Raw genomic sequence first — 17,944 nt, 5'->3', positions numbered from 1 at the left:
GCCGTTGGCGTAAGCCGAGCCCTTTCAAGCTAGCACTTAGCGGCTCTTTGGTCGAGGATTTTGGCAGTCGAAACATGGTTGCCGCGGTTACCGCTTTTCTTTTTTGGTGGCGGCTTCTTTGGGCCTCTGGGGCTCTTTTTGTAACGGCTGAAATCGAGCTGCTTTCCGATGTCGACCAGCTCCTTAGCGAGCTGCTCCAAGGTTAGTTCTCGATACACAGAATCAAACTCTTCTTCGGTGACCGCTATCGCAAAACCTTTCCACGATTCCGAGACATCATTGGCCGCGTAATAACTCGAGACCTTGTCGGCTAAATCCGCGTCGTTCGCTGCACAGCCAATCGATGTTTTTATCACGCTCAGAATGTTGTACATCATTACCGCCATGCAAAAACTGAATAGCGCCGCTTTGGGATATCCAAGCGTCTTGATTTCACTGTGAAGCGTCGTGGCGAGTTGCTGGAAGGCTGTTTCGATGTTCCATCGCTTACGGTATCCCTTCGCCACTTTTTTTGCGCTGACGCGTTTGGGCAGATTGGTCAAAATGTGGACGGCTTTGTCCCCTTTGCGAGTCGGCTTATCGAGTTCAATCGTGATCCGACGCAAGTGAAGGGGGCGGCCTTGGTACGTAAAAGAAATCTTCTGTTCATACAAAACGCCACCATCACAAGGCCCGATTTTACTGCGTTTTCCTTGCGATTCCCAGTTCGGCAGCAAAGCTGTTGAATGACGCAAAACGAAAAACGCTTGTTTGTCTAAGGCGATGGTCGTCATCATCTTCTGCGAAGCAAAGTGGCGGTCACCAATCCAAACTTGATCCTTTTGGACGAGGTCAAAAATTTGGGGATGCAAAGTGGCTTCGCCGGCATGTCCATCGCGACAAACAATCACGTCCACAAGTAGCTTCTTGTCGGGATCGAGTATTGGAATGGTGGTGGCCGGTAGGGCTGCAGCGCCAAGAGTCCGTAGCTCTTTGATGCGATGCTCCGTTCCTGCCAAGTGGTTGCCGTCCATGATCCGCGTGGCGTAGCCGTTAAACACTGGCAATGATTTGGGACCTTCAAGATGATCCCACAACTGTGAAAGCTCGGCTGCTGTTTCACTAACCAAAGCACGGCTCACCTGCAGCTCGATGCCTTGAAGTTTGTTGTAAACGGATGCGATGGAAACTTCGATATTTTCTTTGTGTCGTCTGTAAGCAGCATTCACCGAAGGTTTGATTTTCAGGGCAACACATGCCATGACGTCAGCGACTGAAGAAAACAATAGTTCACCGCACCTTTGGCGTTCTACATGCCTCGCAAAGAGAGCGTCCATCCGCTCGTTACTGAGCAAATGATTGAGCACTAAACGAGTTCCTAACGCTACAGGACAATCTTTTTTGAAGCGTTCGAGCAGTTCGTCAACATTCATTTCAACACCTCATTTTGCGTAACATCCTCTAAGTAAACTACTTAGATAGAGTCGCAAACAAGATGCCAAAACGCCAAAGTGCTAGCTTGAAAGGGCTCGGCGTAAGCCAACGGATACCTAGCGCGCGTATTAAAGCCCAGCGGGCGACAGACAAGGGTGGTTCTGTCGCCCGCTGGGCTTTCCTTTTCGCGATCCCCACTCCGGCGGCTTGCGCCGCCGGCAAGTATCTGCCGCCCTCCGGGCTACGTGTTCGCTTGGCGAAATATAGACTCGTAAACTGCTGCAACCCTTCATCTATAGACTTCACGTCCCCGCGAAAGTAGCTGGAAAAGGACGTTCTTTCGCGGGGGTTGTGCGATAAATAAGTAGTGAGTGTGGCAGGGAGAAAAGGCCCCATGCCAGCTTGCCTGGCATGAAGCCAAGATTTGAAATTAGTTCGCATGGCTCTAGAAAAACGCTTCCCGTTCGGATTGCCGCTTTCAGCGGCAATCCGAACGGGAAGCGAAAACCGTGGGGACAACCACCTCTAATTTCAAATCTTGCGTTCCTGTCGGGTAAACCGACGAGGGGACGTGGCGCTTGGATGTCTGGGCAGGTGCCAGCTGCTGTCAAACCGTCAACTTATTTATCGCACAACCCGAGCGAAAGACGACACTCATTAAATCGCCTGCACGGTCCCAGCCGGATAGAACCAATGCCAGGAAATCACCCAGGCAATGGCCGGCAGGTACCCGCTTTAACTAGAGAAACGTACACGTATCGGCAGACGCGTTTTGGTGCTAGCCGACGTGGACCGCTAGTTTGCCGAAGTTCTTGCCTTCTAACAAACCGATGAAGGCGTTGGGGGCGTTCTCCAGGCCCTCGACGACATCCTCGATCGACTTCACTTTCCCTGATTTAACCCACTCGGTCATTTCAGCGAGGAATTCGCCATAACGCGGGCCGTAGTCATCGAAAATGATGAATCCTTGTGCTTTGATTCGTCGAATCAAAAACGTTTGCATCAGCAACGGCAAACGATCTGGGCCTTCGGGTAAGGCGGTGTCGTTGTAGTGGGCGATCAATCCGCATACCGGAATCCGAGCCTTAACGTTCAGAAGTGGGAGGACGGCATCGAACACTTTCCCGCCGACGCTTTCAAAGTAAACGTCGATACCGCTTGAGCACGCATCTGCCAGTTGCTGATCGAAATCGGATGCGTAGTGGTCAATGCACGCGTCAAAGCCAAACGTTTCGACAGCGGCTTTGCACTTTTTAGGCCCGCCTGCCACGCCTACGACGCGGCACCCTTTTAGCTTGGCGATCTGGCCGACTGCGGATCCGACCGCACCGGTCGCTGCGGCGACCACAACGGTCTCGCGAGGTTTGGGCTGACCAATGTCAAGCAGCCCCATATAGGCGGTGAAACCTGGCATCCCAAGGACGCCCAACGACCTGGCGGGATGCTCTAAATTTCGCCCAAGCGGAATCACCCCCTGCCCGTCCGATACGGCATAATCCTGCCATCCTGTGTTCGCCAAAACCCAATCGCCCACAGCAAACTCAGGATGAAATGATTGTTCGACTTGACAGACGGTCCCCCCCACCATCACTTCGCCAAGTTCAACTGGAGCGGCGTACGACGGCGCGTCACTCATCCGCCCGCGCATGTACGGATCTAACGATAGGTAGACGGTTCGCAGCAACATCTGTCCGTCAGTCGGTTTCGGTAGTTCCGTAGTGTCCAGGCGGAAGTTGTCGGGTGACGGAGCACCATGGGGGCGAGAGTTCAGTACGATTCGCCGGTTTGTTTCTGGTGATTGAGGCATATCAATATCTTTATATGTTGCAACTAGGGTTTCTGATGGATGAAGTGACGGCAAACCTCGTGCCATCTAGCCACTCAATCGTTTTTGAAATCGTGAGACGCTGAGGGTAAGCACAACCACTCCACAGACGGTCAGCCCCAGCACCCAAGGCATCAGATCGGATAAGTCCGCACCTCGCAAGACCACACCACGCAGGATTTCAAAATAGTAGGTCACCGGGATTGTAAACGTCACCAGATAGATTGTCGGTTCACTATTTGAACACGACTAGCGGCTTGAGGATGCCGTCTTCTTTTGTTTCCATCAGGTGCAGCGCTTTGTCGACATCGTCGAACGCAAACCTGTGAGTCGTCAACGGTGACGGATCGACTCGACCGCGTTCGATCAATCCCAATAGGCGTGACATGCGTACATTTCCACCGGGGCAGAGTCCCGTCCGAATCACTTTGTCGCTCATGCCGACGCCCCATTCCACTCGAGGAATTTCGACGCTGTCGCCATGACCAAAGTATCCCGCAACCGAGATCGTGCCGCCTGGGCGAGTGGCTTTCACGCAAGATTCGAACGTCGCCTGGGAACCGAGACACTCGATCGCCGAATCCACTCCGACGCCACCGGTGAGTTTGAGGATTTCTTCGAGCGGGTCTTGTTGGGTGAAGTCGATCGTGACGTCGGCCCCAAAGTGACGAGACAGCGAAAGGCGTGCTGCAACGCCGTCGACACCGATCACCAAACCGGCACCCAACAGACGAGCTCCGACAGTCGCCATCAATCCGACGGGACCTTGGGCAAAAATGACGACCGTCCCGCCTAGCGGTATGTTCGCGTGTTCGGCGCCCATGAATCCGGTCGACAGCATGTCACACGCATAGACTGCAATGTCGTCAGAGATCGAACCGGGAATCGAGGTCAGGTTTGCGCTAGCGTCGTTGACGTGAAAGTATTCTGCGAAGTTGCCGTCTTTGGTGTTCGCAAATTTCCAACCACCCAGCATCGTATCGCACTGGGAAGTATATCCGCGTTGACAGTTTTGGCATTGAAAACAGGGGGTGATGGCGTTAACGGCCACACGATCTCCCTCCTTGAACCCACGCACTTCGCTCCCCAATTTTGCAACCACACCAACCGCTTCGTGTCCGAGCGTCAGGTTGCTGCGATCGCCAATGGCTCCCTTAAGGGTGTGCACATCGGAGGTGCAAACGAGAGCTCGAGTCGTTTTAACAATTGCGTCATTGGGGCCGGGTTCAGGGACCGGTTTGTCCATGAATGCGGTTTTCCCAATCCCTTCCATCACAAACGCTTTCATCAAGTCAGCCATAGCTGTTTCCGCAAATTTGGGTATTTGTAAAGTCGAACCTTGCGGAGGTTTGGCAACGCAAACAGCGTGCCAGCGACAGTGGGCCACTTTAGCGTTTGTGAACAGCGGGGACGCGCGATCGATGAGCTGGTGGTTCCCAGACGGATTGAATTGGGTTGGCAAGCGACCAAAATCCCAGCCCGCTGCGCAACGACCTATCGATCTAATCGAACGCGGAGAAAGACTGTAGCCTTTGGCTACCCGAAAGTAGCTTTAAGGGAACGTTCTTTCGCGGGGGTTGTGCGATAAATAAGTAGTGAGTGTGGCAGGGAGAAAAGGCCCCATGCCAGCTTGCCTGGCATGAAGCCAAGATTTGAAATTAGTTCGCATGGCTCTAGGAAAACGCATCCCGTTCGGATTGCCGCTGAAAGCGGCAATCCGAACGGGATGCGAAAACCGTGGGGGCAACCACCTCTAATTTCAAATCTTGCGTTCCTGTCGGGTAAACCGACGAGGGGACGTGGCGCTTGGATGTCTGGGCAGGTGCCAGCTGCTGTCAAACCGTCAACTTATATATCGCACGTCCCGAGCGAAAAGGCGACAATCACTAACAGAACAAGCTGTTGCGCAGCGGTGCTGGACATTGGCTGCCTGCGACCTCACTCGCAACCATTTTTTTTGCAAGTCCTTGCCGCTCGCGAATCCCCAATTTTCTCAGCTGGCGAACTGAACGATTTGGTCTGCGTTTAGCATGCCGGATTGCCGCGAAACTTCGGCTCCTCGCTTGAACAAGATCATTGTCGGGATGCTTGAAATCCCGAATGGAGACGCTGCCACGGGATTGGCTTCGGTGTCTAATTTGGCGAGGATGACCTGTGGTGATAGTTGTGCGGCCGCTTCCGCGAATGCGGGTGCCATCATCCGGCAGGGGCCGCACCAAGGTGCCCAGAAATCGACGAGCACAGGCACTTCGGTTTTCGCGATAAATCTTGCGAAAGTGGCGTCGGTAAGTTCGACAGGTTTATCGGGTAGTAGAGATTGTTTGCACTTGCCGCAGACAGGCTTGTCGTGCAACTTCGAATCGGGAACGCGATTCAAAGCAGAGCATGCGGAGCAGACTAGATTCACGGTGGGGACTCCTTCGTCAGTGGAAGTATTCTAGCGACACGACCACGTGGCAATGTTCGCATCATCCGTCGGAAACGAGCTTGTTCGTAGACAAGCCGACGGGCTGTTCGCCCGCGTTTTCGCGTCTGACGGAGCAATGACTCGCGTCATAGTAAATTCGTAATCGACGTGCAAAGCAACAGGAGTGCCAAACGGAATAGCGTCATTGGCAAGTATTTGTAAAGCGAGGATCTCTGCCGTGAAAGTGAGCGGCCTAATGTGCGTACGCGGTCGACGCGTGCGGTACTGCTCACTCGGTCGCGAACTGGACTTGAAATTTGCGAGGTTAGGTGGCGATAGGCAATACGATCTTCCGGTTGGGTAACCAAGACCATGGTCGTATTTGGCGTCGTGCGAATGCAGGACGAACAACATTCATTCTAACCCTTTCAAATCCGGTCCGTGGAACGCTGAACGAGCGTTTGGGAATGTTGGTTGGCACAGCAAATGCATAATTGTTTTTGAAATAAAGGTTCAAAAAAAACATTCAGAACCTGCCTTTGCCGACTCGGTAGAGACGGCACCTACCTTCTTCCAATAGGAAAGTACCATGCTTTTTCGCGTAATGTTTCTTGCCACGCTTTTATTGCCACTCGCTCAGTCTTCTGCGAGAGCGGACGATGCGAAGCCAGCGGGAGATAAGCAACAAGTGGTTGTGCATCTGTCGCATTTCACCGATGACTTGCATCGCTGTTTCATGGCGTTGAAAGTTGCGAACCTAATGCAGGAACATGGTGCGGAGGTTACGATCTTTCTTGACCTTGAGGGCGTTCGATTGGCCGAACGCCGACAGTCGCTGGACCTGACCTGGGGACCGGATTCCCCAACGCTTTCAACACACTATGACAGCTTCACCGAAGGTGGTGGTAAGGTTGTGGTCTGCCCGCATTGTGCCAAATCGGCTCGGATTGGTGACGGAGCGCTCAAACGCAATGCGGAGATCGCAACCATGCCATCGCTCGGAAAAATGCTGATGGACGCCGACAAGATCATGGACTACTAAGACCCCAAAATCCACATCCGCTATTCGCGTGGTCCGGAGAGTATTGAGACATGCCGATTCGCAATTTAGACAAGATTTTTGCTCCTAAAAGCGTTGCCGTTATCGGGGCAAGCAAACGTCCGTCTAGCGTCGGCAATACGGTTCTTCTGAACCTGGTCGATGGTGGGTTTACCGGCGCTGTTTATGCGGTGAATTCTAAATACACCGAAATCAACGGTGTGGCCTGTTTCGGGGCGGTGAGTGAAATCCCCGATCCAGTCGATCTAGCCGTGATATGTACCCCGGCGGCTACCGTGCCCGATATCGTTCGCCAATGCGGTGAAGCGGGGATTCGGGGATTGGTGATTCTGTCGGCAGGGTTTCGTGAAGCGTCTAAAGAAGGCGCTGCCTTAGAGGAAGAGATTCGGGGGATGGCTAGGCAGTTTGCTGGACTGCGGATCATCGGCCCGAATTGTCTTGGCGTGATGGCGCCACATCATTCGCTTAACGCCAGTTTCGCAAGTGATTCACCTATAAAGGGTCGCGTCGCGTTTATCTCGCAGTCGGGCGCGTTATGCACGGCAGTCCTTGACTGGGCAATTCAAGAAAATGTCGGCTTTTCGAATTTCGTGTCTGTCGGCAACATGTTGGACGTGGGGATCGCCGATTTGATTGACTACTTTGCAACCGATGGCTATACCGAGTCGATCATCCTGTATATGGAATCGATCAGCAAAGGGCGAGGATTCATGTCAGCGGCTCGGGCGTTTTCCCGGGAAAAGCCGATCATCGCTTACAAGGCTGGGCGATTCGCTCAGTCCGCCAAGGCGGCTGCGTCACACACCGGTGCGATGGCGGGGGTCGATAGCGTCTATGAGGCGGCGATGGCACGTGCAGGCATTGTACGCGTGTTCGACGTCGACGATCTTTTTGATTGTGCCGAACTGCTGGCTCGAAAAAAACTTCCATCTGGCCCGCGTTTGGCAATCATCACGAATGCTGGCGGCCCCGGGGTGATGGCGACCGATGCGTTGCTGGAACGACATGGCGTCTTGACCGAATTGTCCAGTGCAACTATCGCCAAACTAAACAAGAAACTTCCAGCGGCATGGTCACACGGTAACCCTGTCGATGTGATTGGCGACGCTCCGCCCGAACGCTTTTCCGCCGCCGTAGAAATCGTGTTGGGCGCTGAAGAGGTGGATGGCGTGCTGGTGGTGTTATCTCCACAGGCAATGACCGACCCGACAGGCGCAGCGAAAGCAGTGATCGAAGCGGCTAAGCTGTCTCGCAAACCGCTGATAGCGGCATGGATGGGGGGCGGCAAGGTGCGCGAGGGCATCAAACTTCTGAATGATGAGGGAATCCCGACCTATTCATCCCCCGAAAAAGCCATTCGAGCTTTCATGCACCTTGTGTCGTATGCCCGAAACCGCGAAACACTCTACGAAACGCCGCGAGAGGTTCCGATCGAATTCGCTCTCGATCGTGACAAGCTCCGCGCCGTGTTCGACACGATTTTGAGTGAAGGAAACGACATTCTTAGCGAGACGGCATCGAAAGCGCTATTGGAAGCGTATGAAATACCGGTGACTCAGACCTATATCGCTCGTACGGCTGAGGATGCGGTGCATTACGCCGCACGTGTGGGATATCCTGTCGCGCTGAAGATTCACTCGCCCGATATCACGCACAAAACAGACGTGGGCGGGGTCGAACTGAACCTGATGGATGCGGATGCGGTTACCGAAGCGTTTGAGGGGATTCTGAAACGGGCTAAGCAGCATCGGCCTTCGGCACATCTTGAAGGCGTTACCGTTCAGCACATGCTGGTTGCACCTGACGGACGCGAACTGATTATCGGTGCTAAACGTGATCCTGTGTTCGGCGCTGTCTTACTGGTGGGGGCAGGCGGAACGAATGCCGAACTCTTTCACGATTCTGCGCTCGAACTACCGCCGCTGAGTGAAAACCTTGCACGACGCATGTTGGAATCGTTGCAATTGTGGCCGCTGCTGGAGGGCTATCGCGGACGTCCAGGAGTCAACCTTGACCGGTTGGTGGAAGTTCTAATGCGTTTGTCCTACCTGGTCGCCGATTTCCCCGAGATTGTGGAACTGGACGTCAATCCGTTGCTGGCGACACCCGAGGGTGCCGTCGCGCTTGATGCCAGGATCGTGCTGGATCACCAAGCGGTTCTTCATCCTCCTCGTGCGTACTCCCATCTTGCCATCCGCCCCTATCCCGTTGAATTCTCCAAGCAGACAAAATTGAAAGATGGAACCGAGGTATTGCTTCGCCCCATCAAACCCGAAGACGAACCGATGTGGCACGAACTGGTGGCCAGTTGCTCACCCGAATCGCTGCACCTGCGTTTCCGTTACATGTTCAAAGCAACGACTCATCAAATGGCGACGCGTTTCTGCTTTCTTGACTACGACCGAGAAATCGCAATCGTTGCGGAAACCGAAGAGGATGGTCAACGGAAGTTAATTGGTGTTGGCCGTTTGGTTGCCGATGCGGATCATCGCGAAGCTGAATATGCGATTATTGTGAGCGATCCTTGGCAAGGTAAGGGAGTCGGATCGATGTTGACCGATCACTGTCTTGAGATCTGTGATTCCTGGGGTATCCAATCGGTCATCGCCGAAACGGCTCCACAAAATGAACGCATGATCCACATGTTTTCCCACCGCGATTTTGATATTGATCGAAGCCATGCGCGTGATTCCGTGGTTGCTCGCAAGAAACTTGCCGTCCAGAAATAGGCCAGCACAAGGTTTCAAACGGCTTCGGGAAAGGACCGTTTAGGCAGCGGCACGCCGTATGTTCCATACCATCGGCGAACAAATTTCTTAGCGGAACGGCGCAAGCCGTCCGGCAATCGCATGGAAACACACAACGAATTTGCCGGACGGCTTGCGCCGTTCCGCTAAGAGAGTGGACGCGATTTATGGCAAGTTGATTCTCAGCACTTGGGGCTTAGATTTCGCCTAGAAGCGTTTCTAAGTGAACGGTGACACAGTCCGTCAGAGCGTGCGGGTTGTAACCGCCTTCCAGGACGCTGACCAGTTTGCCGTCGGCGTATTCGTCTGCGATCTCTAAAAGGGAGCGGGTGATTCCTTTGTAGTCGTCTGTTTCCAGCCCCAACGAACCGACGGGGTTGTCTTTGTGTGCGTCAAAGCCAGCACTGACTAGAACCAGTTGCGGTTTGATACGCGCAGCAAATTCCTTCAGCTGATGTCTGAAAGTGCCCAGCAGTTCGTCTCGTGGGGTTCCCTGTGCGATTGGCAGATTCAAGATCGTGCCGACTCCTGGCCCGGCACCGATTTCATCGGCCGCCCCCGTTTCTGGATAGAGCGGGAAGCAGTGCATCGAGAAGTAAGCAACAAGGGGGTCTTCCCAGAAAATTGCTTGAGTGCCATTTCCGTGATGCACGTCGATGTCGACGATCAATACGCGTTCAATCCCTAGTTCCCGCGTCGCAACCCTCGCCCCGACCGCGATATTATTTAGCAAGCAGAATCCCATGGCATGATCTGGCATCGCATGGTGCCCAGGAGGGCGGACTAGGCAGAAAGCCGTTTTGTCTTCGCCGCGGACCACTCTTTCCACCGCATCGCATGCCGCACCGGCGGCCATGCACGCGATTTCGTAGGACTTCTTGCTGACAGCGGTATCTTCTTCGATGTAGCCGCCCCCACTCAATGCGAATTGTTTGACGGATTCGACGTATTCAGGGGTGTGTACGTAGCAGAGTCTTTCCGCGGAAGCCGGTTTCCAGGATGGACGCCGGCAACTCGCGTCAAGACCGACAAAGCTCAGGTGCCGAATGACAGAAAGGATGCGTCCACCGTTTTCGGGATGGTCGCCCGTCACGTGTTCTTGAAAAATCGGGTCATAATAAAAAAGTGTCATTTGGCAAGTTGCTTTCCCAGGCTACATTTGCAGCGTGAACTCATGTCGGTGGGGTGGTCTTTCAAAGGGCTCCTTGCCATTTTATCGCGAGGCATCAAGCGAGAGTGCGTCCCGCTTGCTGGTAGCCAAAATCGATCAATTCGTCGGCTCGGTGGAACTCCAGCATCTTGCATCGGTTTTTCGGAATCACGATCACTTTGTCTGGCGGCGAGGCGGCCAGTTTAAGCCTAGCAATCGTCGATTGCATCGCATCGAACGCGTCATTAACCACATCAAACGCCGCCCATTCCTGTTGTCCGGTACTCCCCAGTGAATCCTTCATCTGCGAAATGAAATCCTGCAGTCGACCTTGTATTCTTGTTAGATCTGGCGCCACGGCAGGCGCTGCAGCTGCTGCTGGCATTTCGACCTGATGGTCGACCGCCCCACCCGCATCGACGGCAATGGTTAAATCACTGTTGTCGCGAAACGTGGGCGAGATCGGAATTGGATTCAATACGCCACCATCGATCAGGTCGACTCCGTTCCGTCTGAATGGAGTGAATAGAATCGGCAAAGAGATGGATGCACGGATGGCATCAAAAAGGGGGCCCGATTGAATCCACACTTCACGTTGTCGTTTCACGTCTGCGGCGACCGCGGTGAATGGTATCGGTAGATCCTCGATCGCCTGGTCGCCCACCAAGTCTGCCAGCGCGTTGATAATCCTATCTCCGCGAACCAATCCCGATTTGCTCCAAGCCACATCCAGCAGAGTGACGATATCCAGACGTGTAATTGCCCGCGACCACTCTTCGTACTCGTCCAGTTTTCCAGCAGCATGAACACCGCCGACTAAGGCTCCCATCGAACAACCGGAGATTGAACGAATCTGATAGCCGTGCTCTTCAAGCCAGTGAATCACTCCGATGTGTGCGAGGCCACGCGCACCGCCGCTACCAAGCACCAGTGAAACGGTCTTCATATTGTCGGTTCTCATTCAGTTATGCTTGTTGGATTTGTGTTTGGTGGCACCGCACATCAACCCAACGCGAACGAAACCGAGGTATCGCTACCTATGTCGCAGACCACGAGTGGGTAAACGATACCTGGACGAGAAACCGCTGGCTGGAACCTAAACCGCTTTTTCTAGTGCAGCCTTCAGGATCGCCACTTGCGCCATCACGGTGTGGTGATGCTTCTTGATGCGCTCATGAGCATCTTGTTGACGTTGATGCAATTCAGCCTGTTTCAGGTGCTGTTTGTCGAGCGTTTCGTCAACGGCGCTCTCCGTGCCACCTTTCAGGCTTTCTGCCAAACTTTTCTCGTGCTGCGACAACCCTGCTTCAAGTTCCGCAACGGATTGAGCATGAGCTTCCAAGGATTTTCCATGCTCGGTGATCCGTTTGAGCGCCGCCTGCAATTCCTCAATCGCGGTCACATGCTCGGCTTGCCAGTTTTGAATATCGTCTTGCCAGCAAGTCACATCGCTATGCCAGTGGCGATGATCAGCGTGGGATTCCGCTACGGATTTTGTCTTCACGGCCATCTTCTTTAATTCCTAAATTCTCGGTTAGTGAATTGAATACAAGGCAAGAAAAGCAATAGATGTGCCAAAGCCTCCAAAAGCGTCGAGGGGGAGTGCTGCTGTGCGGCCATGCATCAGCAAATCCCAACCCGCTGCGTAAGCGAGGGATAGCGGCCTGTTCTTTCCGTCCCTCGCTTACGCAGCGGGTTAGGAGCTTGGCTGCCTGAGACTTACTCGCAACATATAAATCGCACGTCCCCCGCGAAAAGCGACACTAAAAGATTCACAGCCTTGCTGGAATTTCTTGTGGAAAAGAGATCTGCACATGTTTCCCGCTTTGTGGGTCGGCAGCGGCTCTTTTTGAGCGGTTCACAGCGCAGGTGTGCGTTTGCGTCACACGGGAAGGGTTGCTGATTTTGGGCGGTTCCGTCAGCGAAAAGCGTTCTGGGAGGCGTTCACGCGGCGCCTTTTCCTACGCGATTTCGTGTTCGATCGACTGCGTTATCGCATACCGATCTAGGCAGCAATGCTGTAGAGTATCGGCGATTCGAATCCCATGCCGAAGAAGCCCCTTTTCGCGACGTCGACATTCACAAGGAACCCATGATGAACAACAAAGATTCTCGCCTTTCCCGGATTTGGTGGCTGTTTGCGACTCGCGGCGTATTTGCCTTGCTGTTTGGTTTGGCGGCCATTTTCTGGCCAGGAATGACGATCTCGATTCTTGTCGCGGTGTTCGGGGCATTTGTTTTGCTGGACGGACTGATGATGCTTGCCGTCGGCATTCAGTCTCGCCAGACCAATCCGCGTTGGTCGAGCCTTGCTTTGCAAGGTGTTTTGAACGTCGCGATTGGTTTAGTTGCCTTTTTTGCCCCAATTGCGACTGCGATGGCGGTCGTTATTTTGATCGCGTCATGGGCGATCGTCATGGGCGTGCTGGAGATTTTTATTGCCATTCGCATGCGACGCACGATCCAGCATGAGTGGCTGTTAGTGGTCGGCGGAGTTATCTCGATCCTACTAGGGGGCAGCTTATTCATGGCCCCTGGGGCCGGTATCCTCGTGATGGCTTGGATCATCGGTGGGTTCTCGATTCTTTCCGGATTCGTGCTGCTGTCGATTGCGATGCGATTGAAAAAGGTGAAATCGACCGTGCTGGAAGCCGAAATGCATGCCGTCAATCCGAGTAGCGAACGAACATCCGAATAGATCCTTCGGTAAAAGTACGAATGTGCGATGGGAAGTCGTCCCGCCGCACAATGCGTTTTTGTACGCCCGAGGGCAAAGAGACGTCACAGGACTCCGTAGGCTAACATCGCTTCGGCCACTTTTTGAAAGCCTCCGATATTGGCTCCGACAACGTAATCGATCCGCCCATTGACCTTTCCGTGTGCGACACATCGTTGATGAATCTGCCTCATGATTTTTTGAAGCCGTTCATCGACCTCCTCTCTGGACCAGCTGATTCGCATGGCGTTTTGAGTCTGTTCAAGACCGCTGACGGCAACGCCACCCGCGTTGGAAGCCTTCCCGGGGGCGTGCAAAATCTTCTTGTCTCTTAACAGGTGGACTGCCGGGACGGTCGCTGGCATATTCGCCCCTTCGCACACCGCGATCACGCCTTGGCGAATCAATTGGTCCGCATCCGATTCGTCAATTTCATTCTGAGTCGCACAGGGCATCGCGACTTGGCAAGGGACCTGCCAGGGCCGGATGCCAGTGTGGTGGGAGATATCCCGGAACTGTTCGGCCATCTCGGATAGCCGACCGCGTCGTTGTTCCTTTAGAACGCGAGCGAATTCCCATTGTTCTGGATTCAGTCCTTCGGGGGCGTGAACGAAGCCGCTGGAATCGCTTAACGTGATAACTTTGGCCCCCTTTTGCATCGCTTTCTGAGCCGCGTACAGGGCGACGTTTCCGCTCCCGCTGATCGCGACGGTCTTTCCTTCCAGGTCTTCACCATGTTCGTTCAGCATGTGTTCGCAGAAATAGACACACCCGTACCCGGTCGCCTCGGTGCGAATCGCGCTGCCGCCGAATGAGGCCCCTTTGCCGGTCATCACCCCGCTCCAGCGGTTCTCCAGCCGCATGTATTGCCCGAACAGGTAGCTGATTTCCCTAGCCCCGACACCGATGTCGCCCGCCGGGACATCGACGTCTTCACCGATATGGCGGTGAAGTTCCGTCATCATCGATTGGCAGAACCGCATCACCTCGCGGTCGGTTTTCCCCTTGGGATTGAAATTCGCGCCCCCTTTGCCGCCACCCATCGGCAACCCGGTCAGGCTGTTCTTGAAAATTTGTTCAAAACCGAGGAATTTCAAAACACTCAAGGTGACCGAGGGATCGAAGCGGAGTCCCCCTTTATAAGGGCCAAGGGAGTGATTGAATTGGACCCGCCATGCACGGTTCGCTCGGATCGTTCCGTCATCCATCTCCCAGGTGACTCGGAAGATGATGACGCGATCGGGCTCGGTTACCCGTTCTAATATCTGGGCGTCCCGGTATTGCTTGTGGTCCAAATACCAAGGGAAGACCGACTCAGCAACTTCCTCAACCGACTGATGAAACTCTTCTTCGTGAGGGTTCCGTTTGCGCAACCCGTCCATGAAGTGTGCGAGTTCTTTTTTGATTGAAACAGACATCCGAGACCTTTGAAGTGCATGGAACGATGGGGCAAAGAACTCCATCGACTGCAGCTTGGTGTCGGCAGGTCACGAAATCAAAAGATAGACAGTTAGGATTAGGAAAGCCGCCCGAATGGGCGAGCTTTGGCGGTTAAGACGCCGCTAATGGATGTGTCAACAAAAACAGGCCAGTGACCGAAGCCACTGACCTGCCCTTCGTCTGCACCATACCAAGCAGACTATCTAGTTACTTACTGCACCACCAGGAGCGGAGTCCTGAGGGTAGGCGTACATGCCGTGTTCGCTAATATCGAGACCGGCTTGTTCTTCTTCAGGATTGACTCGCAGCATTCCAGCCATCTTCAGAACTCCAAAGATGATGGACATGGTCACGAACGACCATGCACAGATCGAAGCCGTGCCTACAAACTGAATCCATAGGCTGGTGCTTTCGCTTTCCAGGTGAGCGTTGGGAAGGATGCCCAGTGCCATACAACCCCAGACGCCGCACAATCCGTGAACCGGGAAAGCTCCGACAGGGTCGTCGATTTTCAGTTTGTCCAGAGCCAATACTCCGCCAACGACGAGGGCTCCAGCCACAGCACCGATAACAATGGCCCAGTAGTTTGAGAATGCATCACAGCAAGCGGTAATTCCAACCAAACCACCCAAGGCACCGTTCAATCCCATGGTCAAATCGGGTTTCGCGAACAAGACCCAGCTGACGAACATGGCGACAATGGCTCCTGCTGCCGCAGCAAGCGTTGTGTTGACGGCGATAAATACAGTCGCGTCGATATCACTGGTTCCCTGGAATGCCAACTGGCTACCAGGATTGAATCCGTACCAACCAACCCAAAGGACAAAGACGCCAATCGCTGCGAAGGCAACATTATGGCCTGGCATCGCTACACTTTTACCCGAAGACGTATAACGTCCCAGCCTTGGCCCTAAGAAGATTGCCCCGGCAAGCCCGGCAAAACCGCCAACCGCGTGGACAACCGCCGATCCTGCGAAGTCCTGGAAGCCCATGGTCCATCCACCGTCGACAAATTCGCCGAACTGAGTCAACCAGCCACCACCCCATTTCCAGTAGCCACTGATTGGGTAGATGAAGCCTGTCAAAAGGACGCTGTATACCAAGTAGGCAGTGAATTTCATTCGGCCAGCAACGGCACCCGAAACAATCGTCGCGGCGGTTGCGGCAAAGACGGCCTGGAAGAACCAGTCAACTTGTGGCGAGAAAGTTCGTTCAGGATCGACCGTTTCGTAGATCCCTGATCCACCAAAAGCGACGTACGGGCTGATCTCGGGTAGTTCAGGATCCCTTTCATAGGAGCCCGGATACATTAATCCGAATCCGACGAAGAAGAACAACATCGCCCCCAGCGAGAGATCCATAAAGTTCTTCGCAAGCACGTTAATCGCGTTCTTCGCGGCGTTCAACCCGATTTCGACCATGGCGAATCCGGCTTGCATCGCCAGAACCAGGATGGCACAGAAGAACAGGATGGCGTTGTCCAGAGCGTAACCGACTCCTAGATCAACCGCTCCAACTTCTTCGACTTCTTCGGTTTCAACCACTTCGTCGCCTGCTGCGTCTTCTGCGACAACTTCGACTTCAGCTTCTGCAACAACTTGTTCATCGACGGTTTCAGGCGTCGCGTCTTGTCCTGAGGCTCTCGCGGTGGTGACGATTCCTACCGCCAAAACGCCGATGAGCAGAACCATTGGAAGCCACGGAAATCGGATCCCGCTTCCCCCGCAGTTCGTTGAGGGCTCCATGGAGCGTGTCAGCAAATTCCACATGGAAGTTTTTCCTTCTCTGATAATGGTACGGTGGTGTTTCGAGCAAACGAGAGTTCTCGTGCACTCGTGATGTGAACAACAATTCCGTTTTAGCAAAACGAATTACAAAAACAACGCTAATGGTACGAACCGCTACTTAGTTGATTTGCTAATAACGCGGAATCTGCAGGCCGGGGTGCACGTCGTTAAGAGAAGGTGATTATTAGATGACCTGACTATAAGTGCCGGTAATCTTGCGGGAGCCCGCTACCGTTGGAAAGCCCTGCCATAGGTCGCTAGGAAGTGACCGATCACTGGTGACCGATCCGTTCTGGAACCTTCTTGTTTTCAATCGATTGGTAATGCTTTCATCCCCAACATTGAACAGCGATGGAAGACTAACTTCCGCAGAGAGCGTCAATAAGGGTTGTCATCCGCACGCAGCGCAGGTTGACGGTCGGCGTTGGTTCGTCCTCTCGATTAGGGAACGGTCGGTCCACACAAGAGGTAGGAAAACGGCTTTCCAGACTTCGCATTGCGATCGATGTCTGCATTGCGATCGATGATCGTCTGGAGGAGAAGGTGTTTCGTTTTGACTACGCCCGGCCGCGTTGGACTCCGCCGTTAGATGCACAAAAGTGCCTTAAATGCAAAATTCGATCCGAAGCCCCAAAAAGGGCGAAAACGGGCTTTAGCGGCAGTCAGGGCTCCATACGCGACGCTTTAGGGGGTGTCGCCGTCCGCAGAGGTGGGCCCCCAAAAAAAACGCCTTAATGGTCCATTTTCTTCAAAAAAAAACGATATTAGGCCGGAAATCTGCCTCTGAGTAACATTCATGACGCGAATAGTGTGGCGGTCTAAGTTTCACAGAACGGCGATTTACCGATGTCTGGGTTCGTTACCTAGGAAAGAGCTGCTAGCTTGGAAGATTTGACGCCCGAAATGGGCATTCTCGCACTTCCCTTTCACGCCGGTCTCACGATACAGCGTCCGGAAACGGGGACTCCGTTGCCAGTCCAGATTCAGGGAACGAGTATCCGCTGCGATGTCTGGCTCTCAGCCGGATGCGACAACCAGGGTTTGCGGTCGATGTCGCTTATAGCCTTTCGCTGCGCGAAAATAGGTTAAAGGGGCAGTTCTTTCGCTGGGGTTCGTGAAATCAATCGCCAACAGATTCCGAGTGGCGTCACTGACCAGAATTTTGGAATACAGCGTAGAGTCGGGGGCTGGTGGCCGGCCGGTGGAACGCACTCTGATCAAGGGGTTTGCAAGGGTTTTTACATGCCTTTTGAGACGTGCGGGCAAGGTTTGCTATAGGAAGCTATTGTTGTTCGGTCGATATCGCTTCGGTGGTAAGCGTAAAGAACCAGCCACTGGTCGCTCAGCGTGCTGAAACCGAGTAACCTACGCGGGAGCCGACCGCGTTCCGTATTCACAT

13 protein-coding genes are annotated in these 17,944 nt (G+C 53.7%); 3 read left to right on the top strand and 10 right to left on the bottom strand.

Annotated elements, in window-relative coordinates:
- Window positions 1-29 precede the first annotated feature (29 nt).
- The 5 genes from FF011L_RS13560 to trxC all read right to left on the bottom strand — a co-directional run bounded on the left by FF011L_RS13560 (window position 30) and on the right by trxC (window position 5,645).
- Entirely contained in the window at window positions 30-1,412 is a 1,383-nt protein-coding gene (locus tag FF011L_RS13560; protein ID WP_145352161.1) for a transposase, read from the bottom strand.
- A 779-nt stretch (window positions 1,413-2,191) separates the two neighbouring features.
- Window positions 2,192-3,220, bottom strand: coding sequence for an NADP-dependent oxidoreductase (locus tag FF011L_RS13555; protein ID WP_145352160.1), 1,029 nt, complete (start codon window positions 3,218-3,220; stop codon window positions 2,192-2,194).
- A 66-nt stretch (window positions 3,221-3,286) separates the two neighbouring features.
- Window positions 3,287-3,454, bottom strand: a complete 168-nt coding sequence (locus FF011L_RS13550) for a P-loop NTPase family protein (RefSeq protein ID WP_218932610.1) — start codon at window positions 3,452-3,454, stop codon at window positions 3,287-3,289.
- 19 nt (window positions 3,455-3,473) lie between these two features.
- Window positions 3,474-4,538 (bottom strand): NAD(P)-dependent alcohol dehydrogenase, encoded by a 1,065-nt coding sequence (locus FF011L_RS13545; RefSeq protein WP_218932609.1) that lies wholly within the window; start codon window positions 4,536-4,538, stop codon window positions 3,474-3,476.
- Between the two features lie 693 nt (window positions 4,539-5,231).
- Window positions 5,232-5,645 (bottom strand): thioredoxin TrxC, encoded by a 414-nt coding sequence (gene trxC, locus FF011L_RS13540; RefSeq protein ID WP_145352159.1) that lies wholly within the window; start codon window positions 5,643-5,645, stop codon window positions 5,232-5,234.
- Between the two features lie 589 nt (window positions 5,646-6,234).
- Here trxC and FF011L_RS13535 point away from each other — a divergent pair.
- A complete protein-coding gene (locus tag FF011L_RS13535; protein WP_145352158.1) occupies window positions 6,235-6,687 on the top strand; it encodes a DsrE family protein in 453 nt (150 codons plus the stop codon).
- 50 nt (window positions 6,688-6,737) lie between these two features.
- Entirely contained in the window at window positions 6,738-9,434 is a 2,697-nt protein-coding gene (locus tag FF011L_RS13530) for a bifunctional acetate--CoA ligase family protein/GNAT family N-acetyltransferase (protein ID WP_145352157.1), read from the top strand.
- A 214-nt stretch (window positions 9,435-9,648) separates the two neighbouring features.
- On the opposite strand, the gene FF011L_RS13525 is transcribed toward FF011L_RS13530, so the two are convergent.
- The 3 genes from FF011L_RS13525 to FF011L_RS13515 all read right to left on the bottom strand — a co-directional run bounded on the left by FF011L_RS13525 (window position 9,649) and on the right by FF011L_RS13515 (window position 12,112).
- Window positions 9,649-10,584, bottom strand: coding sequence for a histone deacetylase family protein (locus FF011L_RS13525; RefSeq protein WP_145352156.1), 936 nt, complete (start codon window positions 10,582-10,584; stop codon window positions 9,649-9,651).
- 94 nt (window positions 10,585-10,678) lie between these two features.
- Entirely contained in the window at window positions 10,679-11,563 is an 885-nt protein-coding gene (locus FF011L_RS13520) for a patatin-like phospholipase family protein (RefSeq protein WP_218932608.1), read from the bottom strand.
- 135 nt (window positions 11,564-11,698) lie between these two features.
- A complete protein-coding gene (locus FF011L_RS13515) occupies window positions 11,699-12,112 on the bottom strand; it encodes a hypothetical protein (RefSeq protein WP_145352155.1) in 414 nt (137 codons plus the stop codon).
- A gap of 585 nt (window positions 12,113-12,697) precedes the next feature.
- Here FF011L_RS13515 and FF011L_RS13510 point away from each other — a divergent pair.
- Complete coding sequence (locus tag FF011L_RS13510) at window positions 12,698-13,300, top strand: HdeD family acid-resistance protein (protein ID WP_218932607.1); 603 nt, start codon at window positions 12,698-12,700, stop codon at window positions 13,298-13,300.
- Window positions 13,301-13,383: 83 nt separating this feature from the next.
- Here FF011L_RS13510 and gdhA read toward each other — a convergent pair whose 3' ends face one another.
- Window positions 13,384-14,736: an NADP-specific glutamate dehydrogenase gene (gdhA, locus tag FF011L_RS13505; protein ID WP_145352153.1), complete on the bottom strand. Its 1,353-nt coding sequence runs from the start codon at window positions 14,734-14,736 to the stop codon at window positions 13,384-13,386.
- 225 nt (window positions 14,737-14,961) lie between these two features.
- A complete protein-coding gene (locus tag FF011L_RS13500; protein WP_145352152.1) occupies window positions 14,962-16,449 on the bottom strand; it encodes an ammonium transporter in 1,488 nt (495 codons plus the stop codon).
- Between the last annotated feature and the right edge of the window lie 1,495 nt (window positions 16,450-17,944).

The organism is Roseimaritima multifibrata (assembly GCF_007741495.1).
Lineage (GTDB): Bacteria > Planctomycetota > Planctomycetia > Pirellulales > Pirellulaceae > Roseimaritima > Roseimaritima multifibrata.
Note: the sequence above shows the minus strand (reverse complement) of the source record. Positions and strands in the feature narration are given on the sequence as shown.

Bases quoted from the DNA above. Each gene is read 5' to 3' on its own strand.
- FF011L_RS13560 (WP_145352161.1), bottom strand. From the start codon at position 1,412: ATGAATGTTGACGAACTGCTCGAACGCTTCAAAAAAGATTGTCCTGTA.
- FF011L_RS13555 (WP_145352160.1), bottom strand. From the start codon at position 3,220: ATGCCTCAATCACCAGAAACAAACCGGCGAATCGTACTGAACTCTCGC.
- FF011L_RS13545 (WP_218932609.1), bottom strand. From the start codon at position 4,538: ATGGCTGACTTGATGAAAGCGTTTGTGATGGAAGGGATTGGGAAAACC.
- FF011L_RS13535 (WP_145352158.1), top strand. From the start codon at position 6,235: ATGCTTTTTCGCGTAATGTTTCTTGCCACGCTTTTATTGCCACTCGCT.
- FF011L_RS13530 (WP_145352157.1), top strand. From the start codon at position 6,738: ATGCCGATTCGCAATTTAGACAAGATTTTTGCTCCTAAAAGCGTTGCC.
- FF011L_RS13525 (WP_145352156.1), bottom strand. From the start codon at position 10,584: ATGACACTTTTTTATTATGACCCGATTTTTCAAGAACACGTGACGGGC.
- FF011L_RS13520 (WP_218932608.1), bottom strand. From the start codon at position 11,563: ATGAGAACCGACAATATGAAGACCGTTTCACTGGTGCTTGGTAGCGGC.
- FF011L_RS13515 (WP_145352155.1), bottom strand. From the start codon at position 12,112: ATGGCCGTGAAGACAAAATCCGTAGCGGAATCCCACGCTGATCATCGC.
- FF011L_RS13510 (WP_218932607.1), top strand. From the start codon at position 12,698: ATGAACAACAAAGATTCTCGCCTTTCCCGGATTTGGTGGCTGTTTGCG.
- gdhA (WP_145352153.1), bottom strand. From the start codon at position 14,736: ATGTCTGTTTCAATCAAAAAAGAACTCGCACACTTCATGGACGGGTTG.
- FF011L_RS13500 (WP_145352152.1), bottom strand. From the start codon at position 16,449: ATGGTTCTGCTCATCGGCGTTTTGGCGGTAGGAATCGTCACCACCGCG.